Raw genomic sequence first — 24,617 nt, forward strand, 5'->3', positions numbered from 1 at the left:
TTCGGTATCCTCAGGTCAGTAAAGGCGTTTTGTCCGGCATATCCTGCGTTTCAGGCAGGCCGCAAGGGGCAAACCTCTTCGATGCGCAATGCAACGGGCTCTTCGGCGACTACATCGGTGTCACGCAACCCTTCCAGAGCAACATCCAGCGTGGCGCGAGTTGTTTTGTGCGTTACGATCAAAACCGGCGCGGTGCTTTCGGTGTGGCCGTACTGACGCATCCGGTCGATAGACACGCCTGCGTCGCCCAGAATGGCAGCCACTTTGGCCAGCGCGCCGGGTTTGTCGAACAGCGCAAGACGCAGATAGTAGGGGGCAGGCAACCCGGTCACGGCAGGTTTCGCATCCTGAAGCGAGGTCGCAGGGCGTCCAAAAGTTGGGATGTGCAGCCCACGTGCCAGATCGCAGACATCGCCCATCACGGCGCTGGCGGTGGGGCCTTCGCCGGCACCGGGGCCACGCAGAACGACCTGCTCAACCGCGTCGCATTCAATCACCACCATATTGGTGCCGCCTTCCAACTGACCCAGAGGCGAGCTGCTTGGCACCAGACAAGGCTGCATCCGCTGCTCAAGCCCGCGCGCCGAGCGTTGTGCTACGCCCAACAACTTGATGCGATAGCCCATGTCGTCGGCCTGATGAATGTCTTCCAGGGTGATCTGCTGAATGCCTTCGATCTGGATGCCATCGAAATTCGGTTTTGTTCCGAATGCGATCGAAGACAGCAGCGCCAGCTTATGCGCTGCGTCAATGCCGCCAACGTCGAGATTAGGATCGGCCTCAAGATACCCCAGCTGAGCGCATTCTTCGAACAGGGCGTTATAGCCCTGTCCCTGCGACCGCATCCGGGTCAGGATATAGTTGCAGGTGCCGTTCATAACGCCCATGACGCGGGTAATCTCATTCCCGGCCAGCCCTTCGGTCAGAGATTTGATTACCGGGATACCGCCTGCAACGGCGGCCTCGAACCGGATCACGCGGCCCGCTGCCTCGGCCTTTTCGGCCAGTTCCTGACCGTGGATTGCCAGCAGGGCCTTGTTCGCTGTGACAACATCCTTGCCAGTGGCCAGTGCCGCCTCAACCGAAGCTTTCGCCGGACCGTTCTCGCCTCCGATAAGCTCGACGAACACGTCGATATCATCACGCTTGGCCAGCTCTACTGAGTCAGTTTCCCACGCATAGTCCGACAGGTTCACACCACGATCTTTGTTCGGATCACGTGCCGAGACTGCGACAATCTCAATCGGTCGGCCCGTGCGTGCTTGCAATAGATCCGCATGGCGACGGATGATCTTTACGACACCCACGCCAACCGTTCCCAAGCCCGCAATTCCCAGCCGCAGCGCCTGTGTCATCCCGTGGGTTCCTTTCCGCTCGAATATTTCCGTGGTTTCGGGCCTGCTGCCCGTTCAGCGCTGCCTTAGCGGGTTCGGCGCTAGGGTGCAATGCGTCGCTGTCCCGGACGAGCTTGGAATCACAGTTGGTCAGTTAATTTCCGCGTTCTGCAGTTCTTGTGACTTTTTCTCGAGCGCTTCGCGTCGCGCGATCAGGTCTTCTTCTACCTCGGCTGCCTCATTTATCGGATCGACAGGAGGCCCCAGGTTTTCCTGCAGGGGAACAAGTGCGGGGTAACGGGCTGACTTGAGCTCGGGCAATTCGCGCCCTTCCAATTCCGGGAAGTCAGCGCACCCGGCGCAGGTAAGGATCAGGATCAGAAAAGGCAAAGGCTTCATGCGGAACCCTTTCAAGGTCGAATGTCTCTGTGATGCATCTTTTACTTGGTTCTTTCAAGCAGGGTTCTATTTGAACATACGTTCAGATACGGTGAGGCGATGGCACGTACACAAGGATCACATTCAGATATCACCGGCCCGCGTATCCGCAAGGCGGCACTGGGGTTATTTGCCCGTCATGGCTATGCGGCGGTTTCCATGCGCCAGATCGCGGCCGAGGTCGGTGTGCAAGCCGGGGCACTGTATAACTACACCCCCGACAAGCAAAGCCTCTTGTTCCGTCTGATGCATGAGCACATGCAGGATTTGTTATTGGCGTACAAGGAATTGGGTCAGCCTGCGGATGCGACCGAGGCATTGCGCCAGTTCGTTGGCTTCCATATTCGCTTCCATCTGGAACGACCTGACGAAGTGTTCATCGCGTACATGGAGCTGCGCAACCTGACGCCCGACAATTTCGCCGAAATCGAAGCCCTGCGCGGCACTTACGAAAATGCCCTCGAGGCCATCCTGCGTACGGGGCAGGAGGGAGGTTTGTTCGATATCGCGGATACCAAGATCGCCACGCTGGCTGTCATTGCCATGCTGAATGGCGTGATGACCTGGTATCGCGCTGGTGGGCGGCTGTCACTGGACGAGGTCGAACAGGTCTATTGGGACATGGTCCGACGGTCGGTTTCGGCCTAGTGTGCCGGGCGGATGAACGTTCCGTTTCGCAGTTCGCGAAAGGCTTGTTCAAGTTCTGCCCGAGTGTTCATCACGATCGGGCCATGCCAGGCGACGGGCTCGGCAATCGGCGCGCCTGAGATCAGCAGGAACCGCACACCTTCGGGGCCAGCTTGAACCGTGATCTCATCTCCGGTGCCAAAACGAACCAATGTCCGGTTGCCTGACATATCCCGGATGTTGACTTCTTGCCCGGCGACTTCTTTTTCCAGAAGAACCCCCGCAGGCTGAGAGGCATCGGCAAAGGCGGCCTGTCCTTCAAACACATAGGCGAAGGCGCGGCGATAAGTGTCGATCCGAAAGGTCTTTTTCACCCCCGCGGGTATCTGGATGTCCAGATATTGCGGATCGGCGGCGATCCCATCGACTGGGCCGGTCTTACCCCAGAACTCACCCACAATTACGCGTACCGTCGTGCCGTCATCATCAGTGATTTCGGGAATATCCTTGCCCTGGACGTCCTGATAGCGCGGAGCAGTCATCTTCTGCGCCGACGGTAGGTTGCCCCAAAGCTGAAACCCGTGCATCTGGCCCGACTGGTTACCTGTTGGCATCTCCTGATGCAGAATGCCAGATCCGGCCGTCATCCATTGGACATCCCCCGCGCCCAGCGTTCCACTGTTGCCCAGAGAATCCGAGTGTTCGACCGTTCCGGCCAGAACATAGGTGATCGTTTCGATCCCGCGATGGGGATGCCAGGGGAACCCGGCCTGAAAATCCTGCGGTCGATCATTGCGGAAATCGTCAAACAGCAGAAACGGGTCGAGCTCTGATGGGTCCTGGAACCCAAAAGCACGATGCAGTTTGACGCCCGCACCTTCCATTGTAGGCACGGCTTTTCGGGTCTCTAAGGTCGGTCGCAAAGACATGATGATCTCCTGAAGCTACGCGCAGCATGTATGCTTGCCGCAGAAGGCGTCAATCGGCAGAAAAGAACGCTGAATGTGCGAAAATATGCCCCCCTGTCATTTCGGTATCAAAGTCGCTACACCAAAAGGAAAACAGCAAGGGATCACATGCAACAAGACGTACTGGCCACAATTCGACCTTCACCTTCTAGACGCTGGTTGGGCGTTGGGATGCTGAGCATTGTGGGGTTTCTGGCTGTATATGTCGCTCTCGCGCAGCCCCCGGAACCTTGGTGGCAGCTGTTCTTACTGGCAGTCAGCGGCGCAGCTTTTTGGCTTGCTCACCGAATGTGGATCGCGACGAAAGACACGATTGAACTAACACAGACCGAGCTGAGAACCGGGGCAGGGCGGCTGATCGCAAAGGTCGAAGATATAGAAGCCATCGATCAAGGCGTGTTTGCGTTCAAGCCATCAAATGGATTTCTTCTAAAAACCAAGGAAAGCGCTGAAAACAGTTGGGCACCGGGGTTATGGTGGCGGTTCGGGCGCCGAGTAGGGGTCGGCGGCATGACTACAGCCGCCGAAGTTAAATTTATGCTCCAGTTGCTACTGGCGTTGCTTCCTGGGAACAAAACACAGGTGAAAAATCGTCATCAATCTTAGGTGCAAAACGCGGGCGCGTGAAAACCATATTGTCGAATTGATGGTCTCTGTTCAACCAACCTGTCTTGAGAATTGGAACATAGTCTTTTGATGTTTCAACAATGATCAGAGTATCCAAATCGGCCATCTCTGGCAGAAGTTCACTCAACTCATCAATTTCGTCGTCGGACCAGGCTTCCGCATATCCGCAACGTGTCGTCCACAAGATGGTATAGGTGTCGTCTTCTTCGCCTTCCCCGCCTTTTTCGAACCTGACGTAGGACAAACGCATTTTCAAAGGCGAATTGTTGCGCACCATTTGATTGAATACCATATACATGGACGTTGCGTAGGTGTCGGTGAGTTCAACCTCACCCTCACGCGAGATCAAATCACTTACCGTATACGCGGCTTTGACATTGGCGGTGCTTTCACGAAAGCCGTCGAAATACGTATACGTAAGTGTTACTGCCCAAACGAGGACAGGAAAAATTATTATCGACTCTACTGTCAGGCTACCGTTTTCGCGGCCAGAGAAAGTGCCAATCGCGGATCGGATACGTGAATAAAGACGCTCCATCTTAAGGCTCCTGAACAAAGGTCGTCGTTGATGTAAGCGTGATCAGACCATCGTCGCCTGATACAGCCCGGCCCATTTTAGTCGTCGGGAAAAGCGGGTCGACCTTTGCACAGGCACGCAAGATCATCAGTGCATTCGAGCCGCCGGGTTGCCATTCGGTGGTGGGCTGAACTTCTGCTTCTCTGTCTACGCAAGTCGCATTGGCCGGAAAACTCAAGCCGGAGTAAGGATCCTGAACAATCATCTGCAATAGCAAGTTGTCCGAGCATTTTTGCATCACAAGCATCTCATCGCAGATGGCATCCTTGATGGTATCGTGTCCGAAGTCATCCAAATTGACCCCAAGGCGAATATCTCGCACGACCAAGTCCATGGAGCGATCCAGCATTGCCTGTTGAATAGTGACCAGAGAGTATTCGATGACACTCAGAATAAAGAACATGTAAAGCGGAAACAGTATGACGAACTCAACGGTCACCGAACCGTCTTCAGCCCGTTTTAACCTAACTATTTTTTTTAGCAGGCTGCGGATCATTGCGTCAGCCTCAGTTGTTTAATGGACGCAGCGATGGTTTCAAACGCCTGAGCCAGTGAAAGATTATCGCCTCCTTCAGTGCCATCATCCAGAGCGCCGCCATCTTTGACCTTGAAATAGAAGCCTTCTCCGCTGGAGCAGTATTTGATTATTTCAGCCCCTTCTTCAGGTGCTTCGAAAGCAATGCCATAGATTTCGACTTTCTTCTGCGTCTTGAGGGCGTCACAGATACTCTTCGTTCGTGTGTCTTTGGTGCCAGAACGGACCGTGGTGTAGGCCCCGCTGTGCCAGTCCCGCGAACTCTGATCTCTCCCATTCCATGGGCCGTAGTTCCATCTGGCATTCCAGTCTAGGTTCACCTTATTCCACAATTCCGCATAGCTCAGACGAACAGAGGCGGCTTCCGCTTCAGGGGTGCCTTCCTCTTCATAGGGTACAGAATGCTCCCGGGTCCCCTGTCGGGTATAAAAATACTCTGGCGGATTTTCCGAGATTTGCACGCTGTACTCGCCCGAGGCACGTACAGTGCTGCAGGATCGCCCCCACCAAGTTCTGTGACAAACCCTTTTGTCAAAAGTACCATTGGGGTTGTACCAGACATCAGAAGGGCCGCTGCGAAAGCCGTCATTGATCTCCCAATGCTCAGTGTTCGCGCCGTCGGTCATAACAATCAAGACCTTTTTTACATTGGACTCATAGGCCCTTGGCCGGCTGCTGAACTCACTCGGGACGACGTTCTGCTGCGATAGCTTGGTTATTACGGGCCGGAACTGGGGATCCAGCAACGCGGCACCCCATTTGACGCCGATTTCGATCGAGGTATTTCCTCCATGAGTCAGAGCTGCAATTTGTTTGTTCAGGGCGTCGATGTCATTTGTGACCGGGGTGATGGGGCTGCCCGCCCGGACTAGACAGTTAAAGGGATCGGACGCTTCAGACGAGTATCGGTCTCCGTAGTTACTGAAGTCAAAATGCGCAGCGCGATTGAGTGGCCGTGCTGGGTCAATATAGTTTTCGCTAAAGTCAGCTTCCTTGAAATCCACGCAATGCGAGTAGGTGTGCTCAGTCGATACCCCTGTCATATTGCTAAGAATATTTGCTCCTGCATTCACCTGATGTGAATAGGGTATGATCGAGATCGAGATTTTCTCAGGGTTCTCTTTTGCGTACATCGTGGCCACAAATTTCGTGGCCGCATCTTGAAGCGCTTCAAGCTTTGTCAGGTAGGCGGGCGTCTCACCCTCCCCAACAATATTTCCATCTTTGTCAACTGGATTGCCATCTTCGTCTTTCTTGGTCGTAGCAGACGGATCTTTCATCGACCCGGAGATATCCAGAACCAGAGAGATTTCGATAGATCCAATCGACTCTTCTGCGACGCTCGTGACCGAAGCCGTCAACGTCGGGTATCCAAAAAAATACATGAAGTGTGTTTTTACTTCGACTTCAGCATTTGCTGTGACTTTTCTTGCGCCAATATCAGGTTGATCGTCGACGACTGGTTCTCCGACCAGTTTGCCGCGGACGTCGGACTTTTCAATGTAGGACTTGACGACTTCCTTCGGGGGAAGGGGCTGTTTCACATTAGCCGCAGCAAGTACCCCTCGGTCCAGCGCACCCTGCAGGCTGGCCCTGTCGCGTTCAAAGTTCATAATGTCCACGCCGATGCCAGCCGTAGCAAGGATGAGGATAAAGCCTGCTAACACGAAGATCGTGAACACCCCGCCATCTTCGTCCCGTGCGAAACGATGAGCCGACAAGGCTGCATTATCAAATCTTGCAGTGCGGCACTTAAATTTGCGCATTGACATACTGGCGACCTCTCTAGACAGACATCGAAAGTGCTAAGGGAAACTTAAACCCAAAATTAACGCCGAAACGTGGCGGGATTTGGGCAAAAAAGCCACTGAGTTGGCCGGTTTGCAGGCAAAAGAGGGATAATTTGAGGGGCCTACATGGTTCTGTTGTCGTGTGGTCGACAATCCCGTCGACACGGACCGAGATTCGCGACTCAGTGCCGATCTCGGAAATTTCATCATCTTTTTCGGGTTTTATTTCTGCTTAATTATTGATCGTTTGAAGATTGGGTGCGACAAAAAGTCAGAACGCAAGTCGTTCGTTGGCACGGAGGATTAAATGACGGCCATTAAAGAACCCAGCTTTCGCGAGAGTGTGGACCTGATGTTCAACAGGGCGGCGTCCCTGATGGACCTGCCACCAGGCTTGGAAGAGAAAATTCGAGTCTGTAACGCCACCTACACGGTGCGGTTCGGCGTGCGTCTGAGGGGCGAGATTCATACATTTACAGGGTATCGTTCGGTTCATTCCGAGCATATGGAGCCGGTTAAGGGCGGAATTCGCTACGCCTTGGCCGTGAACCAAGACGAAGTCGAAGCGCTGGCGGCGCTGATGACCTACAAATGTGCGCTTGTTGAAACGCCCTTTGGCGGGTCGAAAGGCGGGCTGTGCATTGATCCACGAAAATACGAGGAGCATGAACTGGAGCAGATCACGCGGCGTTTCGCCTATGAACTGGCTAAGCGCGACTTGATCAATCCGTCTCAGAACGTGCCTGCGCCTGATATGGGCACAGGTGAGCGTGAGATGGCCTGGATGGCTGACCAGTATGCACGCATGAACACCACCGATATCAACGCGCGGGCCTGTGTCACGGGCAAGCCGTTGAACGCTGGCGGGATCGCCGGGCGGGTTGAGGCGACCGGTCGGGGTATTCAATACGCCCTGCGCGAGTTTTTCCGTCACCCCGAAGATGTCCAGAAAGCGGGGCTTTCGGGCAAGCTCGATGGCAAACGCGTTGTGGTTCAGGGGCTCGGAAACGTGGGTTACCACGCCGCGAAATTCCTGAGCGAAGAAGACGGGTCCAAGATCGTCGGCATCATCGAATGGGATGGCGCTTTGTATAACCCCGACGGCATCGATGTGGAATCCGTACGTCAATGGATCGTCAAGCACGGGGGCGTCAAAAATTATCCAGATGCCACGCATTCCGCCGAAGGTGCTTCGGTTCTTGAAGCGGAATGCGACATTCTCGTCCCAGCGGCGCTTGAAGGGGTCATCAACCTGACCAACGCCGACCGGATCAAGGCACCATTGATCATCGAGGCTGCGAATGGCCCTGTGACGGCCGGTGCCGATGAGATTCTGCGCAAGAAGGGCACAGTGATCATTCCCGACATGTACGCAAATGCCGGTGGTGTGACAGTGTCTTACTTCGAATGGGTCAAGAACCTCAGCCATATCCGCTTTGGCCGGATGCAGCGCCGTCAGGAAGAGGCGCGTCACGAGTTGATTGTCAGCGAACTGCAGCGCCTCGATCGCTATTTGGGCGATGCGTGGTCGATGTCCCCTGACTTCAAGGCCAAATACCTCAAGGGTGCGGATGAGTTGGAGCTGGTACGGTCGGGCCTCGACGACACGATGCGCATTGCCTACCAGTCCATGCGTGAAGTTTGGCATTCACGCGATGATGTCGAGGATCTGCGGACGGCGGCTTATATTGTGGCCATTGATCGGGTTTCGAAGAGTTACCGTGCCAAGGGTCTTTGACACTATGTTTGGTGGGGTGTCTGGACGCCCCACCAACGCAAATAAGCACTTTCGACGAAAAGGGTGATAGCGGGCACTGCCGCGGGCGAGTAAGCTGCTGCGGAAGAAACGATTCCGGAGACCCCCATGTTGCGTACCGCCGTTGCGGCCATTTTGCTGTCGGCCACATCTTTGGCCGCTGAGGAAACCAAAGAACAAAGTTGCCAATATCAGGCAGATGTCGTTGCAGCGATCCAAAAGGCACGGCTTGACAAGGTGAAAGAACGCGACGTGCCGCAGGCGGTGGCGGATAGTGGGCCGACTTGGCCCGAAAACTACAATAACGCTATCCCGCTGATCACTCCTTGGGTTTACGAGCAAAAGATGCGTGACGTCCGAAAAAAGGATCTCGGAGCGGCTTGGTTGGAGCTTTGTCTGCAACAATAATCCACAGGATGGCGAATTCCTTGTGGACAATCGCGCGCCATCCCCTTGGCGCGCGTTTTCATTTCTGGCAGGTTTGAGCAATGTCATTGCCCCCCGGATTTCTCGATGAACTGCGCACCCGACTGAGCTTGTCTCAGGTCGTCGGGCGCAAGGTCATGTGGGATCAGCGTAAGTCGAACCAAGGCAAGGGGGACATGTGGGCACCGTGTCCGTTTCACCATGAAAAGACCGCGTCTTTCCATGTCGATGACCAGAAGGGGTTCTATTACTGCTTTGGCTGCCACGCCAAAGGTGACGCGATCAGCTTTGTGAAAGAGACCGAAAATGTCTCGTTCATAGAGGCGGTCGAGATACTCGCGCGCGAGGCCGGGATGCCGATGCCCGCGCGCGATCCCAAGGCTCAGGAAAAGCAGGATCGCCGCTCGCAACTGGCCGAAGTGATGGAGCAGGCGGTGCAATTCTTCCGCTTGCAACTGAAAACCGGGGCAGGGGGCGCGGCGCGCGACTATCTTGCGCGCCGAGGTCTGGACACGCAGGCACTGGAACGTTGGGAGATTGGTTTCGCACCGGATGGCTGGCAGGCGCTTTGGGATCATTTGCGTGGCAAGAACGTCGGGGAAGATTTGATCCTGGCAGCCGGTTTGGCCAAGCCGTCTAATAAGGGCAAGAAGCCCTACGATACGTTCCGAAACCGGATCATGTTCCCAATCCGCGATTCGCGCGGGCAGTGTATTGCCTTTGGCGGGCGGGCTATGGACCCGAATGACAACGCCAAGTATCTGAACTCGCCCGAGACCGAATTGTTCGACAAAGGCCGCAGTCTCTATAACCACGGCCCCGCTCGGCAGGCGGCAGGTAAGGGGCAGCCTCTGATCGTGGCCGAGGGCTATATGGACGTGATTGCGCTGGCCGAGGCTGGGTTTGGGGCGTCGGTCGCACCGCTTGGCACCGCGATCACCGAGCATCAGTTGCAATTGTTGTGGCGCATCTCGAACGAGCCGATCATCGCGCTGGATGGAGATACGGCAGGTCTGCGCGCCGCCATGCGGGCGGTTGATTTGGCTCTGCCGCTGCTGGAGGCCGGGAAATCTCTGCGGTTCGCTCTGATGCCCGAGGGCAAGGACCCCGATGACCTGCTGCGCGCCGAGGGGGCAGGGGCGGTACAGGCGGTGCTGGATGGGGCCATCCCCATGGTTAAACTGCTGTGGCAGCGCGAGACCGAAGGCAAGGTGTTCGACAGCCCCGAACGCAAGGCCGCGCTGGACAAAATACTGCGCGACAAGATCAAGCTGATCCGAGACCCGTCGATCCGGTCGCATTACGGGCAGGAGATTAAAGACCTTCGCTGGCAATTGTTCCGCCCGCAGCGACAGCCCCAGAACAGGCAATGGCAGCCGCGCGGGAAATGGCAGCCACAGAAACAGCCTGCAACAGCGGGGGCGCGGGCCTCGTTTCTGGCCTCCTCCGAAAATGCCGAGATTCAGTTGCGTGAAGCCGCCATTTTGGCCATCGCCGCCCTAAACCCGCAGGTCGTCATTCAGTTCGAGCATGAACTTGAAGAGATGGAGTGCCGCGACCCTGACCATTCAGCCCTGCGGCACGCCATTTTGCGTCATGCGATTGACGATCCTGACCATCTGAAAGACCACATTGCCGAAACTTTGGGCCCCGGTGCCCTTGAAAACCTGCTGGCCCTTCGCCATGTCGCAGTAATCCCCTGTGTGTACAAACCAGGCGACGTTGAAAAGGCCGAGATGACGCTGGCCGAGGAACTCGCAAAGATCAAAGCGCTCCGGGGGTTGGATGCTGAGATTGCCGAAGCTGCAGAGGAACTGTCTGATCTTGCTGATGAGGCGCTGACTTATCGGCTGGCGCAAGCCGCCGAAGAGCGCAACCGCACAAGCCGCAGCCAGAATGAAGACAGGGCCGTGTTTGACGTCGCTGACAACGGCGCGCGAATCAACCGAGACGAGAAAGATGCGTTTCAGGCGATCATGTCAGGTATCAATTTTGAGCGGAAACGCCGGTAAAGTGGTGTTTTCGTAAGGCACTGGAAAAGAAAAACGGGTAAACGGGTGGCCGAATCACTTCTACGCGCTAATGATTCGGTTCAAACGAATCACCCATCCCTGCAGGAGCATTGAATGGCCGCCAAAGACACGTCCGAAGATCGCAAATCAGACGAGCAGGAACAGGAAATCTCGCTGGACATGAGCCAGGCCCAGGTCAAGAAGATGATCGCCGAGGCCCGCGAGAAAGGCTACATCACCTATGACCAGCTGAATCAGGTTCTGCCGCCTGATCAGGTCAGCTCGGAACAGATCGAAGACGTTATGTCGATGCTGTCCGAGATGGGCATCAACATCATCGAAGATGAAGAGGCCGAAGAAGAAGAGAACAAAGGCTCGACCGAGCTGACGACCACGGACAGCAATCGTGAGGTTGCGCTGGCCGGGGCCGCTACTGAAAAACTCGATCGTACCGACGACCCGGTGCGCATGTATCTGCGCGAGATGGGCAGCGTCGAACTGCTGAGCCGCGAGGGCGAGATTGCCATCGCCAAGCGGATTGAAGCAGGTCGCAACACCATGATCGCCGGTCTGTGCGAAAGCCCGCTGACCTTCCAGGCGATCACCATCTGGCACGACGAACTTCTGTCCGAAGACATTCTGCTGCGCGACGTCATTGATCTGGAGGCCACCTTTGGCAACCAAATGGACGAAGATGGTGGCGTCGAAGAACCCGTTGTCGACACTTCGGCGGTGCAGGCGGCAAAACCAGCTAAGGACACTGGCCCTGAGCTGGATGCCGACGGCAACCCACTGAATAATGACGACGATGACGACGACGACGATCAGGCCAACATGTCGCTGGCCGCGATGGAAGCCGCGTTGAAGGATCAGGTTCTGACCACGTTGGAGCGCATCTCGACTGACTTCTCGATGTTGTCGGAGATGCAGGACAGCCGAATTTCCGCCACTCTGAATGAGGATGGTTCGTTCAGCGAAAAGGACGAAGAGACCTATCAGAAGCTGCGCGCCGAGATCGTTGAGCTGGTGAACGGCCTTCACCTGCACAACAACCGTATCGAAGCTTTGATCGACCAGCTCTATGGCATCAACCGCCGTATCATGTCGCTAGACAGCTCGATGGTGAAACTGGCCGACCAGGCTCGGATCAACCGTCGTGAGTTTATTGACGCCTATCGTGGCCGCGAGCTGGACCCGAACTGGCTGGCCGAAATGGCCGAAAAGCCGGGCCGTGGTTGGCAGATGTTCATCGAACGCTCGACCGCCAAGGTCGAGGAATTGCGCAACGATATGGCTCAGGTCGGTCAGTATGTCGGTCTGGACATCTCTGAATTCCGCCGCATCGTGCAGCAGGTTCAGAAAGGCGAGAAAGAGGCGCGGCAGGCCAAGAAAGAAATGGTCGAAGCCAACCTGCGTCTGGTGATCTCGATCGCCAAAAAGTACACGAACCGTGGCCTGCAATTCCTTGATCTTATTCAGGAAGGGAACATCGGCTTGATGAAGGCGGTGGACAAGTTCGAATACCGCCGTGGCTACAAATTCTCGACCTATGCGACCTGGTGGATTCGTCAGGCGATCACGCGGTCTATCGCAGATCAGGCGCGGACCATTCGTATTCCTGTCCACATGATCGAAACGATCAACAAGCTGGTTCGGACCGGTCGTCAGATGCTGCACGAAATCGGCCGCGAGCCTACGCCGGAAGAACTGGCCGAAAAGCTGCAGATGCCGCTTGAGAAGGTGCGCAAGGTGATGAAAATCGCCAAGGAGCCGATCAGCCTTGAGACGCCGATTGGCGACGAAGAAGACAGCCAACTGGGCGATTTCATCGAGGACAAGAATGCCGTGCTGCCACTGGACAGCGCCATTCAGGAAAACCTCAAGGAAACCACCACACGGGTTCTGGCCTCGCTCACGCCGCGTGAGGAACGGGTTCTTCGGATGCGTTTCGGCATCGGCATGAATACCGACCACACTCTGGAAGAGGTTGGCCAGCAATTCAGCGTGACCCGCGAACGAATTCGCCAGATCGAAGCGAAGGCGCTGCGCAAGCTGAAACACCCCAGCCGATCACGCAAGTTGCGGTCCTTCCTGGATCAATAAAGACAAAGGCGCCTCAACCGAGGCGCCTTTTTTCATACCTTCACACATTTTCACGTTGTCCGCTCCGATAATCAAATTGGCGGCAACTCACAAGGCGCAGACCGTGCTCTCCTTTATATCCACGGTGTCCACTCATGGGACAGGCCGGGGCGAGGCTGTGCCGCTGATGACCCCCGGCCACCCAGTTCAGGGGCGTTCCGGAATGTCCAGACGTCCGCGAAATGTGCTTGGGGCTTGACCGGTCCAGCGTTTGAAGGCCGTAGAAAAGGCAGGTTGGTCGGCATATCCAAGAGAGTAGGCAATCTCGGACAGGGGCATCCCGTTGGTGATAAAGGTCTGCGCCAAGTCGCATCTTAGGTCATCAACGATTTCGCGATAGGTGACGCCTTCGTCCTTGAGCCGCCGAGCAAAGGTGCGGGGGCTCATTCCAAGATTGGCAGCAGCTTCATCGGCATGGATAATCGTACCGGGCATCGAACGTGTGATTAGCCCTTCGACCTGCGCGCGCAGCTTTTGCTTAGGTGAGCGGCGGTCGGCCAGAACACGTTCTCCGTATTGCAACAGATGCGCACGAAGGTTTGAGTCATAAGTCGGTATTGGCATATCCAGCGCGGATAGGGCGAGGACGATTTCCATTCTTTCGGCCCCAAAGACGACGGGAAAACCAGCGAGTTTCTGAAATTTGTCCCTATTTTGACCGACTTCGTGCTGAAACCTTAGCTCGATCGGATAGAAGTTCGATTGCGTGAGGCTCCGCATACGAGCGAGCCCAGCGAACATCAGAAACTCGGTTCTTCGGTGATAGCGGGCAAAGCTGGCATCCTTCCATTCGGCTTCGATTGTCGCAAAGTTGCCGGCAAGGCGTAAGGTGAAGGCGATGGCCGGGTCGATGATCTTGTGAAAACGCGAAGTATTCTCAATCACTTGCCGCAAATCGCGTGAATACTTACTGATGTATGCGGTCAGGCTGGAGGTCGATGAAAACTGCAGCCCGGATTGCGCTGCGAAAGTGATATCCCCGACCGTATCGCAGGCATAACGCACAAACAGCGCTTCTTGGTGCGCGCTATAGGTTGTCGCCGGCGGGGCGATTGCGTCTCGGGTCAGATCGCATTTTTGTAGGATGCGGTCAGATGCCTCAGAACTCTGTGTGTGTTGATCAAGCGCTTTAGCCAATAGCTGAATGCGAGCGATATCAACGTCCATGGATTTCTCCACTGTGTCTTAAATTATTTCGGGCTTTTCGGCGGTTTGTGTGGTGCAGGTTTACTCAACTGTCTGGAATTCGAATGGTTTTGGCGCGCGAAAACAAGACCCAAGGTCTGACATATCTTAACTTGCTGTCGTTGTCGGGTCAGCACCTTTTAAGGGAAAAGGTCAGAGCCCTGGACAAAATTCACCAAAACCGGTGGCTCCCCGACATTCCTGATTGACCTTCCTCGGCTGCGAACGGCCACTTGTCGCATTGCCGAGCTTGGGGCCGAGTGGAAAACTTGTTCTGATGGATTTAAAAAATCGAGCATACAGGCAGAATGCAGCGATAACCGAACTGGCGGAAGCGCCGGACACCATCGTTTTCGATGCCGAATGTGTTCTGTGTTCCGGTTTCTTTCGCTTCATGGTGGCGCGGGACACGTCGCAGCGCTTTAAGTTTGCAACTGCGCAATCACCGCTGGGGCAGCGGTGGTATCAGGATTTAGGTTTACCGACAGAGGATTTTGAGACCAACCTTGTGATAGTGAACGGCAAGGTACATCAGCGCCTGGACGCCTTTGCGGCTGCAATGAGAACGTTGCCGGGGGGCTGGCCAATCTTATCTGTGTGCAAGTTCCTGCCTGAATGGATCAAGGACCCACTTTATTATGCTATTGCGCGGAATCGGTACAAAATCTTTGGGCGCTCTCGGACCTGTTTGATCCCGGACGCAGCGCTCAAATCCAGATTTTTACCCGAGGGGTATTGAGTGCACCGCGACCCCTTTCTTCGCGCTTTGCCAGCAGATGCAGACGTGCCGCCTGCCGTGCGTCAGTTACACAGCCTACCCGGGCATTTCGCCGGGCAATGTAACATAGTCAGGGGGCAGGGGTGGCTGACCGCGCTTGCATTGCGGCTCGGAGGATTTCCACCAGCAGCCGACGACATCCCTGTGCAGATCAGGATAAACCGGTCCGGCGACGTGTGGTATTGGGTGCGAGACTTCCAAGGCCATTCCACCCGATCTCAGTTGACGTTTGATCACAGCACTGACTGTGTTCGTGAGAAAATGGGCGTATTGACCCTTTGGTTAGCGCCGGAAATCAACGCGGGGCGTCTCTTGATCCACATTCGGCGGCTGAGCATATTGGGAATTCATTGCCCTGCTGTTTTGCTGCCACGCTCGTCAACGGTAGAATGGCAGGGAGAAACAGGACATTTTTGCTTTGACGTGTCGGCTGAAATGCCGGGGCTTGGAACATTGATCCGGTATCGCGGTTGGCTTGCACCTGTTCACATCCTGGCTGAATAGATCGTGAACTGTCATTGCGGGATTTCAATTTAAACTAGTTCCATGCTTACCTCGAAACAGGAAAGAGTAAGATTATGAAAAAGGTTATGACTTACGCATTTTTTGCAGCCCTGATGCTGACCACTTCAGCTTCAGCAACATTCGCTCGGTTGGGCTACCAGACGGTCGCGCTGAGCAATACGGTCTTTGAGGTTATCCCTCGCGGGCGCACCGATGTTGATGGGTATTGGTGTGCCGCATCTGACTTTGCCCGCAGAACACTTGGTGCCAGTTGGCAACAGCGAATCTACGTAAAGCGCGGCTATGGCCCTAGCGAGGCAACAGGTCGCAGAACGGCGGTTCAGTTCTCTCTGACGCCGCCGGACGGCGTTCCGCAGCAAAGCAGCGGTATCATCACGACCGGATTTCAACCCGGTTTCAGCATGTCTGTATCCGCCGCCAATGGCCGCTGCAGTATTCGACCTTTCATCAACTAAGGTACCAACTTACGGATGCAGACCGACTTCATAATTTCGACGCAGGGTCCGGGGCTTTACGAATTTACCTCGGACCTGCGGCACTGGCTGAATTCGGTCGGCGATGACGGGTTGCTGACTCTGTTTGTGCGGCATACGTCGTGTTCGCTGTTGATTCAGGAAAACGCTGATCCAGAAGTGCAAACGGATTTGCGCGCCTTTTTTGACCGGATGGTGCCCCCTTCGGATCATCCGTCTATGACCTACATACGGCATACCTATGAAGGCCCGGACGATATGCCCGCACATATCAAAGCCGCTCTTTTGCCTGTCTCGCTTTCGATTCCGGTGTCCTCGGGGCGCCCGGTTCTGGGGACGTGGCAGGGCGTTTATTTGTTTGAGCACCGCACCGCACCGCATCGACGAAAGGTGGCGGCTCATTTTATGTGACCCCTTTATATTGGGGTGAAAAATTCCGACTACCCAAATCCTAGCGGCTGCCCTATAGTTGTGGATAAGTAAGCCGAAGCGCTTACAAATAGAGGCCGAACAAGGGACGAGGAGACGGCGGATGCGCTGCCCGTTTTGCGGAAATATCGACACTCAGGTGAAAGATTCACGCCCGGCAGAGGATCACGTCGCGATCCGCAGGCGCCGGTTTTGTCCCGCTTGCGGGGGGCGGTTTACCACATATGAACGCGTGCAGCTTCGTGATCTGGTGGTGATCAAAACCAATGGAAAACGCGAAGATTTTGATCGGGACAAGCTGGAACGGTCGATCCGTATTTCGATGCAGAAACGCCCGATTGAACCGGACCGTATTGACCAAATGATTTCGGGCATCGTGCGTCGTCTGGAAAGCATGGGCGAAACCGATATCCCGTCCAACAAGATCGGTGAGATTGTCATGGAAGCTCTGGCGCGGATCGACACCGTGGCCTATGTTCGTTTTGCGAGCGTGTATAAGAATTTCCAGGCGGCCGATGATTTCGAGGAGTTTGTCCACGAACTGCGCCCGCCGCAGCCATCGACAGACGAGTGAGCGAAACAGATAAGCGATATATGGCGTTGGCTTTGTCTTTAGGTCAGCGCGGGCAGGGGACGTGTTGGCCCAACCCAGCAGTAGGTTGTGTGGTCGTACGTGATGGTCGAATCGTGGGTCGCGGCTGGACACAGCCCGGCGGTCGTCCGCATGGTGAAACGCAGGCGCTCGCGCAGGCCGGCGAGGCCGCGCGAGGGGCAACGGCATATGTCTCTCTGGAACCCTGCTCGCATCACGGTCGGACACCGCCCTGCGCCGAAGCGCTGATTAATGCGGGTGTGGCGCGGGTTGTCTCGGCGATTGAAGACAGCGATCCACGTGTGGCCGGGCAGGGCTTTGCCATGCTGCGAGAGGCCGGGGTGGAGGTCACCACAGGCGTCTTGGCCCAACAAGCTGCGCGCGATCACGCTGGATTCTTTCTGAAAACGGAACAGGGGCGGCCGTTTGTAACGCTCAAGCTGGCCAGCAGTTTCGATGGACGAATTGCCACGTCCAGTGGCCACAGCCAGTGGATCACCGGGCCAAAGGCGAGGCGCGCAGTGCATGCGATGCGTGCTCGCCATGATGCTGTGATGGTTGGGGCCGGGACGGCGCGAGCCGATGATCCGTCGCTGACGGTCCGCGATTTGGGAATTGAAGCGCAGCCGGTCCGAGTCGTCGTCTCGCGCCATTTGGACATCCCTCTAATGGGGCAACTGGCGCGTACAGCGTCCGAAGTCCCGGTTTGGATGTGCCACGGTCCGTCCCCGGATGCCGAGCGCGCCCGCGCCTGGGAGGGGTTGGGCGCGCGTCTGATCCCCTGTGCATTGCGCGATCATAACATAGACGCCAGCGATCTGTTGCAACAGCTGGGGCAGGCGGGGTTGACACGTGTTTTCTGTGAAGGCGGTTCAGCGCTTGCGGCATCGCTGTTGGCAGAAGACCTAGTGGATGAACTGGTCGGTTTCAGCGCGGGTCTGACAATAGGCGCCGAGGGTTTACCCGCGATTGGGGCGCTCGGATTGGAAAGTTTGGACGCGGCCCCTCGGTTCGAGTTGATGGAAGCACGGAACATAGGACCGGACGTATTGCACCGTTGGGCTCGGGCCTTGCGCTAGCGTCGCCACAGATGGGCATGGGTGGCAAACGCGCCTTGCAGTTTGGACAATATCCGCAATGACAGGTCGCCTGCGTGATCATCCCCGTCAGCTAGGCGTTGCAACGCAACCTCGACAGGGCAGGGCTGGCCGGTGACCGGATCAAGGTAACGAGGGTAGTCGATCAGTGCCGCATGTACCAACCCCAACAATGACGGCCGTGCTCCGCGACGTGCGGGTACTGTTCCCAGGTCCGTCGTCAAACCCCATCCGGCGTAGAAAGGTGCTCCGAAGGTTGTCACACTGACCCCACGCAACAGCGCCTCGAACCCCAGCAGAGATGTCATTGTCCAGACTTCCTGTACCTGTGACAGCAATGCGGCCGGATTGGTGTCGTAAGCGATCACGTCGGCAAGCCCTTCGTCGTCAATGGCCCCTTCACGCAGCCCGGCCTCGACATCCGGGTGGGGCTTGTAGATCAGGATCGCATCTGGGTTAGCCTCACGCGTGGCGCGCAGCAGATCGTTGTTTGTGCGCACTTTGGATGTGCCCAGCAGGATCGACGCGTCGTCTTCGACCTGACCGGGGATCAAAATGCGGTGCCCCTCAGGCAGAGGCGGCGCGTCTCCTCCAGTGTTGTATTTGCTGAGCTGGCCCGTGATGATCTGCGTTACCAGTCGCTCAGCCCGCAGTTCCTGATCCGGGCGCAGGGTCTCACGTTTGGTGATCAGCTCTTCCAGCCGACTTGGATGCGTCGGGTCGTAGTAGATGCCCAGATCGTCCGTCGCCAGAGAAAGCGGTGGCACAAGGCGAGCGCCAAGCCCTCGGGACCGTAGAAAACCGTCCTCGATCCTGACTACTTCCTCCGCTCCGCGGGATTGACTGGCCCAAACCATGTGAGGTCTGTCGGAGGGCTCCAAGGGACCATCGGTGAACCGGACCTTCTTTTCGCGCCCGAATATCTGTTGAATGTGTTTGCGTTTCCACAAACGCATGCCTGACGCGGTCCAGCCCTTGCGGTCCTGCCGCCAAGCGCGTGCGTGGGCTTCAAGTGTGTCGAGGACGGTTTCCAGTTCGCACAATTGATCCTGATAGGGATCATACCATGTGGGATAGAGGATCATTGCCGCCGCGAACAACTGGGCGCGGGTCAGGTTTCGCTGGCGGCGTGGAATGTACTCTTCATCTTGTGTCAGCCCCCAACCCGCATAAAAGGGCTGACCGAAGACTCGGGGCTTATGTCCAGCCATGATAGCCTCAAACCCCATATGCGAGGACAAGGTATAAACGCCGACCGCGCCTTCCAACAAGGTCCATGGGCTGATTGGTGCGGTTAACAATGAGACCCGGTCGGTCTCGTCCTGTTCCGAGAAATACCCGCCGCGAAGCCCCTTAGCGGTTTCCGGGTGTACCTTGATCAGAACACGGGCACCGGGGTTTTCCTCTTGCGCCATGACCAGCATCTCGCGGAACCGGCCGTCATCCCCCCCGTTCGCGCGGACCGAGGCGTCATCCCGCGCCTGATCGACCACCAGTACATAACCGGGATCCGGCGGCTGCAATGTCGGGTCGATGGCAGAATACTTGCTGAGGTGCAGTTCGCGCATCCTTTCCGCCGCGTGGCGGGCCCGGTCAAGCAATGCGGTATCGTCCAGCGGATGCGTCGCCAACAGGGTTTCAAGGTCTGATGGCTGCGTTGGATCGAAATGAACCCCGGATCGGTCAAGCAATAGGCCCATTGGAGGTTCCCCCAAGCGCCCCGGGTGCAAAGAACGTAGAAATGCGTCTTCGACTTTAATCACCGGAGCGTTGTGTCGGGCGGCGATTGTCAGGCCGCGAAGTGCGGTTGGGCTGTTACCCCAAACACCAACGTGGTCGCCGTCCCCCGGCAGGCCAAGACGGATGTCATAACCGGACAGGTAAAGAATACGCCTGATACGCCTCTGCGTCAGGAAGCCGCCGTTATAGACAAGCAGCCGGGTGCGCTGTGTCCCGGCTGTCGGCTCACCCTGCATCAGCCGCCCGTCAGCGTGGCAACGTTAGCTACCGGCGTCAAACCACCCGCGATCAGCGAAATCGACTTACTCCACTGTGCATATGGCGCTTCGGTCACGTAGATTGTGTCATCGTCACGGATCACGAAATCGCGGGCAATAAAAAGACCATTGGGGGCAGTAAGGTTGAGCAGGTAGATCATGCGCTGATCCCCTTGCAGGTCAGAACGCCTCATCACGCTACGGGCAACGTCCTGTCTTTCCTTGCGCAGGACGAAGATTCCGGTCGGGTCTGACGACAGTGACTGCAAACCGCCCACCTGTGCCAGCGCCTCAAGCGCAGACAGGTCTTGCGTATCAAAGGCCACACGCGATTGACCTGTCGCCCCAAGTGCGATGTAGGACCGGCTATCCGCTTCGACGAGGATACGATCCCCGCCGCGCAATGCGACATCCAGTTTTGGGTTTTGAAACAGATCATCGTACCAGACCGTCCCCCGTTGATCGCCGCGGATCAGTGTCACCATTGCAATGTCAGAACCGACAGCAACGCCACCGGCCTGCGACAGCATTCCCAGCAAGGTTCTGCTGGGTCTCTCGATGGGGTAGACGCCCGGCGCACCGATCTCTCCGGACAATGAAACGGTCGAGCCATCCCCAGAAGTTCGACGCACTTCGACCTGAGGGTCAGGTGTTTGTTCTTGCAGTTTATCGGTAATCAGTTGGCGCAATTGCTCGGGCGTGTTGCCAGCGGCCCGAATGCGACCTGCATAGGGAACAAAAATAAAGCCTTCACTGTCGACCTGCATCTGCTCAAGCGGGGTGGAGCCGCTCAGTTCGCCGGACAGCAGGCCGTCATCCACGTTTTCCCAGATTGTCAGGCCAAGAACGTCGCCGGGGCGAACTGTATCTGCGGCCAGATTTGGGGCTGTCAGGAAGGACGAAGAAAAACCGTATTGCGGAATAACCGACGTTGCTTTCGTAACGCGATCGTCAACTTCGACAACGAATGCGTTGCCGCCTTGTGCGGTCGATCCCGACAGAATTTCACTCTTGTTCGGGCCAGCCTTGGGCAATTGACATGCGGCCAGCAGGCCCATTGCTGTCACAAGACAAATCCCCCGGATCCATCGGATTGGAAAGCGCTTCACTGCCGGTTATCCTCAGTCGTGTTTGTTTAGTTTTTTTGTTTGGCGCAGGGTACCCAATTCGCGGGATAACATCTAGCGCCAACCTATCCGTTTTATTCAACTATCCTTAACTGTGGCGTTCGCGCCTCTTTGTAGCACAGAACGGCTTGATAGGGATCTCCAGCGCTCAACATCTTATCTGTCACGCCGCGCAGTAACTGTCGGCGGCTTCGGCGAGAGTAGAACCCTCCGGGTATCTGGCTCGTTTTCAACAGAAACTCGCGGTAGCTTTGATAGGCATCCTGATCCGGCGGCATCGGCATCGAAAAGAACGAAGGCAATGGCTGTCGCGAGACAAACTCTGGCTTGTCATAGACAGATCTGCCGAAGATTCTCAGTGGAATGCCGCGCCACAATACCTGTTGCCCGGCGGTGGAATTGATTGTGACGGCCGAACTCGCTTCGTCCAGCAATCTGGCCAGCTTGCCCCCCGGGACGTAGTGAACCCTGGCAGCAATACCATGGTCCCGCGCAATCTGGCGCACGCGACGTCGTAGGGGTTCGCGGTGGTTTTCCAACGGATGCTCTTTTACCACCAGTCGGTGATGCGATGGCGCACCCTTGGCGAATCCTTCAATCACGTCCTTCAGAAAGTCACACATACTGGAGTAGTTAGAATGGGACTGCACCGAGCTGTCGTGTCCAAGTTGCAGCAAAGCCAAATGATAAGGATGGCCCCCCCACCGCACGCGTGCCGTGGCCCAATGGCGTTGGAGTCTGTGAAACGGCATGAATGCTAGCCGTTTGAAATAAAGCCGAAATTCCTTTGATACTGGCAATTCGCGGTGGGGTCGAAAGTTTCGATAGCGCTGGTTCAGAAACATTACGAACCAATGGTAGAGCGCCCCGTAGAAGATGTGCTGTCGCATATCACCCCAATGCGACGGCGGGAGTGGGGTTTGTGTCACAGAATGATCCAGCGCATGCTGCATCTGATCTACGCCCAAAGACATCAGACGCGAGTTTCCGTTCGAACCAAGCCTTTCGTATGTAACCCACCAAGGGCGCAGATAGCCTTCCTCGAATACATGGACGGTGATGTCGATGGCTTTTGCCAATTCAACGGCGCTGGCGTGGATCGGGCGCGTGTCGCCGTACAGCACGATATCGGTGATGCCCCGGCTGTTGATCAGGTCCGACAATGTTTCTGGCCACTGATCAAGAGTGCCTTGGAACGGGATGTAGGAGGATTTGTCGAACCAAAACGCCTGATCGCCTGCGTTGAAGCCAACGCGCCAGACTTCAGCCCCCGAAGCCCGCAGCATACGTCCAAGCCCGTTGAAGAACGGGCCATGAGGTCCCTGCAGAAACAGGAATACACGACGATTCAGGTCTTTTGCGCCCGGTGACATCATTTCTGCTCTTGCCCCTAGTTCCGGATTTTATGCCCGTTTGGTCCTATATCGGCAAGGTGGGGCTTGCCCGACAGGCCTCTTGGGCTTACCTCGGCTTGGAAATCTGGATCAAGATATGGACTAAGGGTTAGCGAAATGTTTACAGGGATCGTTACCGATATCGGCACAGTCATCGAGCTGGATCAGCAGGGCGATCTGCGGGCCCGGATCAAAACAAATTACGACACGGCGGGCATCGATATCGGTGCCTCGATCGCAAGTGACGGCGTCTGCTTGACCGTGATCGCGCTGGGAGATGACTGGTACGATGTGCAGATTAGCGCCGAGACGGTATCAAAAACCAATCTGGATAGTTGGCAGGTGGGCAAGCGCGTCAATCTTGAACGTGCGTTGAAGGTGGGGGATGAGTTGGGCGGGCACATCGTCTCGGGTCACGTCGACGGCGTGGCCGAGGTGGTCGCCCTTCAGGACGAAGGAGACAGCACCCGTGTTACTCTGCGCGCCACCAAGGATTTGGCTCGCTTTATCGCGCCGAAAGGTTCAGTTGCGCTGAACGGAACCTCACTGACCGTCAATGATGTGGACGGGTGCGAATTTGGAATCAATTTCATCCCACACACCAAAGAGGTGACAACTTGGGGCGATGTTTCCATGGGCGATCAGGTGAACCTTGAGATCGACACACTTGCCCGTTACGTGGCCAGACTTGCAGATTGGAACCGCACGGAACCCAAATAGAAAGCTCTGGTCAGCACACGAGCGAGATACCAGCAGACCAACGCGACGATAGCGCCAAAGTAGCCATCAACCGCATAGTGCCATGCAAGATGAACGGAACCGATTTGGATTACCACGGCGAAAGCGGTGAATGCCCACCCGACCCAGCGCGAGAACCGGAACGCGTAGAGCGCCATAAGAACACTGCTTGCGACATGCATGCTGGGCATCGCGGAAATGCCACGGACAACTCCCTCGCTATGAAAATTGTTCAGGAGTAATTCGTGTACATTGAGGGCCCAGACGGGGCTGACCTCGTCAAGCATTTCTAGGTTGCGCAATTGCGCTACATATTGGTCGCCAAATCCGAACGCCTCGAAATATACTGGGCCAACTGAGGAAAACAGCGTTGCCAGAATATTGCCGCCTATGATGAATGTCAGAGCGAACGACACCAGATAGATCATGCCTCTTTCCGGGTCGCGTTTGTCATACGCTGCGACAAACGCCAGCACGTAGAGCAGTATAAACCATAAATGATATGCTAAGTTAATTGCGGTCGTCACAAAGGGGTACCCGAATACGGGCCACAGAAGGGTCCAAACGTCGAACCCGCCGTGTAGCGTTCTGTCCAGTTCGGCGAATAATGGATCCCACGAAAATGGTACAAAAACAGAGATCAAGTTCTTGAGGCAGGTAAATGTATTAGCAAGTATAGCAACAGCGAGAAAACACACTGTACCGTCAACAATCCTTATGTTTTTTGACAGAAAACTTTGGGTGTCGGCGATCATCCAGGAGATCGGCTTTTTGGGTTTTGCGCGAAACATGGCATAAAGTAATCGCCATCCAAGAAAAAAGGCGGCGAACACTACGGTGTATTTGAAGATCATCAGCAGAATTGCGGCCAGACTTCCCAACAACATCGACCAATATGGAATGCCGTTGAGCGCACTGAAAGCCGCACCAGCGAACATGTGCAGCAGAACGATAGAAAGAAACAGGCGATTACGCCAAAGCGCCGACCCAAGCGTGTGGCCGGCGGCGTTGAGACCAGCAAAAAAAGTCCCGTAGATTGAGTTTGCCATT

24 protein-coding genes are annotated in these 24,617 nt (G+C 55.9%); 13 read left to right on the forward strand and 11 right to left on the reverse strand.

The annotated features are described in order from the left end of the window. Window positions 1-50 precede the first annotated feature (50 nt). Window positions 51-1,355: a homoserine dehydrogenase gene (locus ACR0LN_RS00660; RefSeq protein WP_480426969.1), complete on the reverse strand. Its 1,305-nt coding sequence runs from the start codon at window positions 1,353-1,355 to the stop codon at window positions 51-53. Between the two features lie 129 nt (window positions 1,356-1,484). Beyond that, window positions 1,485-1,733: a hypothetical protein gene (locus ACR0LN_RS00665; RefSeq protein WP_480426970.1), complete on the reverse strand. Its 249-nt coding sequence runs from the start codon at window positions 1,731-1,733 to the stop codon at window positions 1,485-1,487. A 99-nt stretch (window positions 1,734-1,832) separates the two neighbouring features. Here ACR0LN_RS00665 and ACR0LN_RS00670 point away from each other — a divergent pair, with 99 nt between their 5' ends. Further along, complete coding sequence (locus ACR0LN_RS00670; protein ID WP_480426972.1) at window positions 1,833-2,420, forward strand: TetR/AcrR family transcriptional regulator; 588 nt, start codon at window positions 1,833-1,835, stop codon at window positions 2,418-2,420. On the opposite strand, the gene ACR0LN_RS00675 is transcribed toward ACR0LN_RS00670, so the two are convergent. Next, on the reverse strand, window positions 2,417-3,328 hold the full coding sequence (locus tag ACR0LN_RS00675; RefSeq protein WP_480426974.1) for a pirin family protein: 912 nt from the start codon (window positions 3,326-3,328) through the stop codon (window positions 2,417-2,419). The two genes, ACR0LN_RS00670 and ACR0LN_RS00675, sit on opposite strands and share 4 nt — an antisense overlap. A 30-nt stretch (window positions 3,329-3,358) precedes the next feature. Here ACR0LN_RS00675 and ACR0LN_RS00680 point away from each other — a divergent pair, with 30 nt between their 5' ends. After that, complete coding sequence (locus ACR0LN_RS00680; protein ID WP_480426975.1) at window positions 3,359-3,973, forward strand: hypothetical protein; 615 nt, start codon at window positions 3,359-3,361, stop codon at window positions 3,971-3,973. Here ACR0LN_RS00680 and ACR0LN_RS00685 read toward each other — a convergent pair. Genes ACR0LN_RS00685 through ACR0LN_RS00695 form a run of 3 tightly spaced genes read right to left on the reverse strand, consistent with a single transcriptional unit; the run spans window position 3,903 to window position 6,878 of the window. Continuing rightward, on the reverse strand, window positions 3,903-4,532 hold the full coding sequence (locus ACR0LN_RS00685) for a TadE/TadG family type IV pilus assembly protein (RefSeq protein ID WP_480426977.1): 630 nt from the start codon (window positions 4,530-4,532) through the stop codon (window positions 3,903-3,905). The two genes, ACR0LN_RS00680 and ACR0LN_RS00685, sit on opposite strands and share 71 nt — an antisense overlap. A gap of 1 nt (window position 4,533) precedes the next feature. Further along, entirely contained in the window at window positions 4,534-5,067 is a 534-nt protein-coding gene (locus ACR0LN_RS00690) for a TadE/TadG family type IV pilus assembly protein (RefSeq protein WP_480426978.1), read from the reverse strand. Then, window positions 5,064-6,878 (reverse strand): TadE/TadG family type IV pilus assembly protein, encoded by a 1,815-nt coding sequence (locus tag ACR0LN_RS00695; RefSeq protein ID WP_480426980.1) that lies wholly within the window; start codon window positions 6,876-6,878, stop codon window positions 5,064-5,066. Before ACR0LN_RS00695 ends, ACR0LN_RS00690 begins: the two co-directional genes overlap by 4 nt. Window positions 6,879-7,203: 325 nt before the next feature. Here ACR0LN_RS00695 and ACR0LN_RS00700 point away from each other — a divergent pair, with 325 nt between their 5' ends. The 4 genes from ACR0LN_RS00700 (at window position 7,204) to rpoD (ending at window position 13,193) form a co-directional block, all read left to right on the forward strand. Then, the gene (locus ACR0LN_RS00700) at window positions 7,204-8,634 is read left to right on the forward strand and encodes a Glu/Leu/Phe/Val family dehydrogenase (RefSeq protein ID WP_480426982.1); all 1,431 of its coding nucleotides are present in this window, start codon (window positions 7,204-7,206) and stop codon (window positions 8,632-8,634) included. Window positions 8,635-8,760: 126 nt separating this feature from the next. Beyond that, window positions 8,761-9,060, forward strand: a complete 300-nt coding sequence (locus tag ACR0LN_RS00705) for a hypothetical protein (protein WP_480426985.1) — start codon at window positions 8,761-8,763, stop codon at window positions 9,058-9,060. A gap of 80 nt (window positions 9,061-9,140) precedes the next feature. Beyond that, entirely contained in the window at window positions 9,141-11,090 is a 1,950-nt protein-coding gene (gene dnaG / locus ACR0LN_RS00710; RefSeq protein WP_480426987.1) for a DNA primase, read from the forward strand. Between the two features lie 114 nt (window positions 11,091-11,204). Next, on the forward strand, window positions 11,205-13,193 hold the full coding sequence (rpoD, locus tag ACR0LN_RS00715; RefSeq protein ID WP_480426989.1) for an RNA polymerase sigma factor RpoD: 1,989 nt from the start codon (window positions 11,205-11,207) through the stop codon (window positions 13,191-13,193). Window positions 13,194-13,379: 186 nt separating this feature from the next. On the opposite strand, the gene ACR0LN_RS00720 is transcribed toward rpoD, so the two are convergent. Continuing rightward, window positions 13,380-14,399, reverse strand: a complete 1,020-nt coding sequence (locus tag ACR0LN_RS00720) for a helix-turn-helix transcriptional regulator (protein WP_480426991.1) — start codon at window positions 14,397-14,399, stop codon at window positions 13,380-13,382. A 295-nt stretch (window positions 14,400-14,694) separates the two neighbouring features. Between ACR0LN_RS00720 and ACR0LN_RS00725 the strand changes: the two genes are divergently transcribed. From ACR0LN_RS00725 to ribD, 6 genes are all read left to right on the forward strand, one after another. After that, window positions 14,695-15,156 (forward strand): thiol-disulfide oxidoreductase DCC family protein, encoded by a 462-nt coding sequence (locus tag ACR0LN_RS00725; protein ID WP_480426993.1) that lies wholly within the window; start codon window positions 14,695-14,697, stop codon window positions 15,154-15,156. Next, window positions 15,157-15,699, forward strand: a complete 543-nt coding sequence (locus ACR0LN_RS00730) for a DUF4166 domain-containing protein (protein ID WP_480426995.1) — start codon at window positions 15,157-15,159, stop codon at window positions 15,697-15,699. Window positions 15,700-15,785: 86 nt separating this feature from the next. Further along, complete coding sequence (locus ACR0LN_RS00735) at window positions 15,786-16,175, forward strand: hypothetical protein (RefSeq protein WP_480426997.1); 390 nt, start codon at window positions 15,786-15,788, stop codon at window positions 16,173-16,175. 15 nt (window positions 16,176-16,190) lie between these two features. Further along, complete coding sequence (locus tag ACR0LN_RS00740; RefSeq protein WP_480426998.1) at window positions 16,191-16,604, forward strand: secondary thiamine-phosphate synthase enzyme YjbQ; 414 nt, start codon at window positions 16,191-16,193, stop codon at window positions 16,602-16,604. Window positions 16,605-16,725: 121 nt separating this feature from the next. Beyond that, window positions 16,726-17,196, forward strand: coding sequence for a transcriptional regulator NrdR (nrdR, locus tag ACR0LN_RS00745; protein WP_170792101.1), 471 nt, complete (start codon window positions 16,726-16,728; stop codon window positions 17,194-17,196). Then, window positions 17,193-18,293, forward strand: a complete 1,101-nt coding sequence (gene ribD / locus ACR0LN_RS00750) for a bifunctional diaminohydroxyphosphoribosylaminopyrimidine deaminase/5-amino-6-(5-phosphoribosylamino)uracil reductase RibD (protein ID WP_480426999.1) — start codon at window positions 17,193-17,195, stop codon at window positions 18,291-18,293. The genes nrdR and ribD overlap by 4 nt, the downstream gene beginning before the upstream one ends. On the opposite strand, the gene ACR0LN_RS00755 is transcribed toward ribD, so the two are convergent. The 3 genes from ACR0LN_RS00755 to ACR0LN_RS00765 all read right to left on the reverse strand — a co-directional run bounded on the left by ACR0LN_RS00755 (window position 18,290) and on the right by ACR0LN_RS00765 (window position 22,808). Beyond that, a complete protein-coding gene (locus ACR0LN_RS00755) occupies window positions 18,290-20,287 on the reverse strand; it encodes a capsular polysaccharide biosynthesis protein (RefSeq protein WP_480427001.1) in 1,998 nt (665 codons plus the stop codon). The two genes, ribD and ACR0LN_RS00755, sit on opposite strands and share 4 nt — an antisense overlap. Beyond that, window positions 20,287-21,417: a polysaccharide biosynthesis/export family protein gene (locus ACR0LN_RS00760; RefSeq protein ID WP_480427004.1), complete on the reverse strand. Its 1,131-nt coding sequence runs from the start codon at window positions 21,415-21,417 to the stop codon at window positions 20,287-20,289. Before ACR0LN_RS00760 ends, ACR0LN_RS00755 begins: the two co-directional genes overlap by 1 nt. A gap of 92 nt (window positions 21,418-21,509) precedes the next feature. Continuing rightward, on the reverse strand, window positions 21,510-22,808 hold the full coding sequence (locus ACR0LN_RS00765) for a capsule biosynthesis protein (protein ID WP_480427006.1): 1,299 nt from the start codon (window positions 22,806-22,808) through the stop codon (window positions 21,510-21,512). Window positions 22,809-22,946: 138 nt separating this feature from the next. Here ACR0LN_RS00765 and ACR0LN_RS00770 point away from each other — a divergent pair, with 138 nt between their 5' ends. Then, complete coding sequence (locus tag ACR0LN_RS00770) at window positions 22,947-23,549, forward strand: riboflavin synthase (RefSeq protein WP_480427007.1); 603 nt, start codon at window positions 22,947-22,949, stop codon at window positions 23,547-23,549. Here ACR0LN_RS00770 and ACR0LN_RS00775 read toward each other — a convergent pair. Further along, complete coding sequence (locus tag ACR0LN_RS00775; protein ID WP_480427009.1) at window positions 23,504-24,616, reverse strand: phosphatase PAP2 family protein; 1,113 nt, start codon at window positions 24,614-24,616, stop codon at window positions 23,504-23,506. The genes ACR0LN_RS00770 and ACR0LN_RS00775 overlap by 46 nt on opposite strands. Window position 24,617: the final 1 nt, after the last annotated feature.

It is taken from the genome of Ruegeria sp. AA6 (assembly GCF_056542865.1).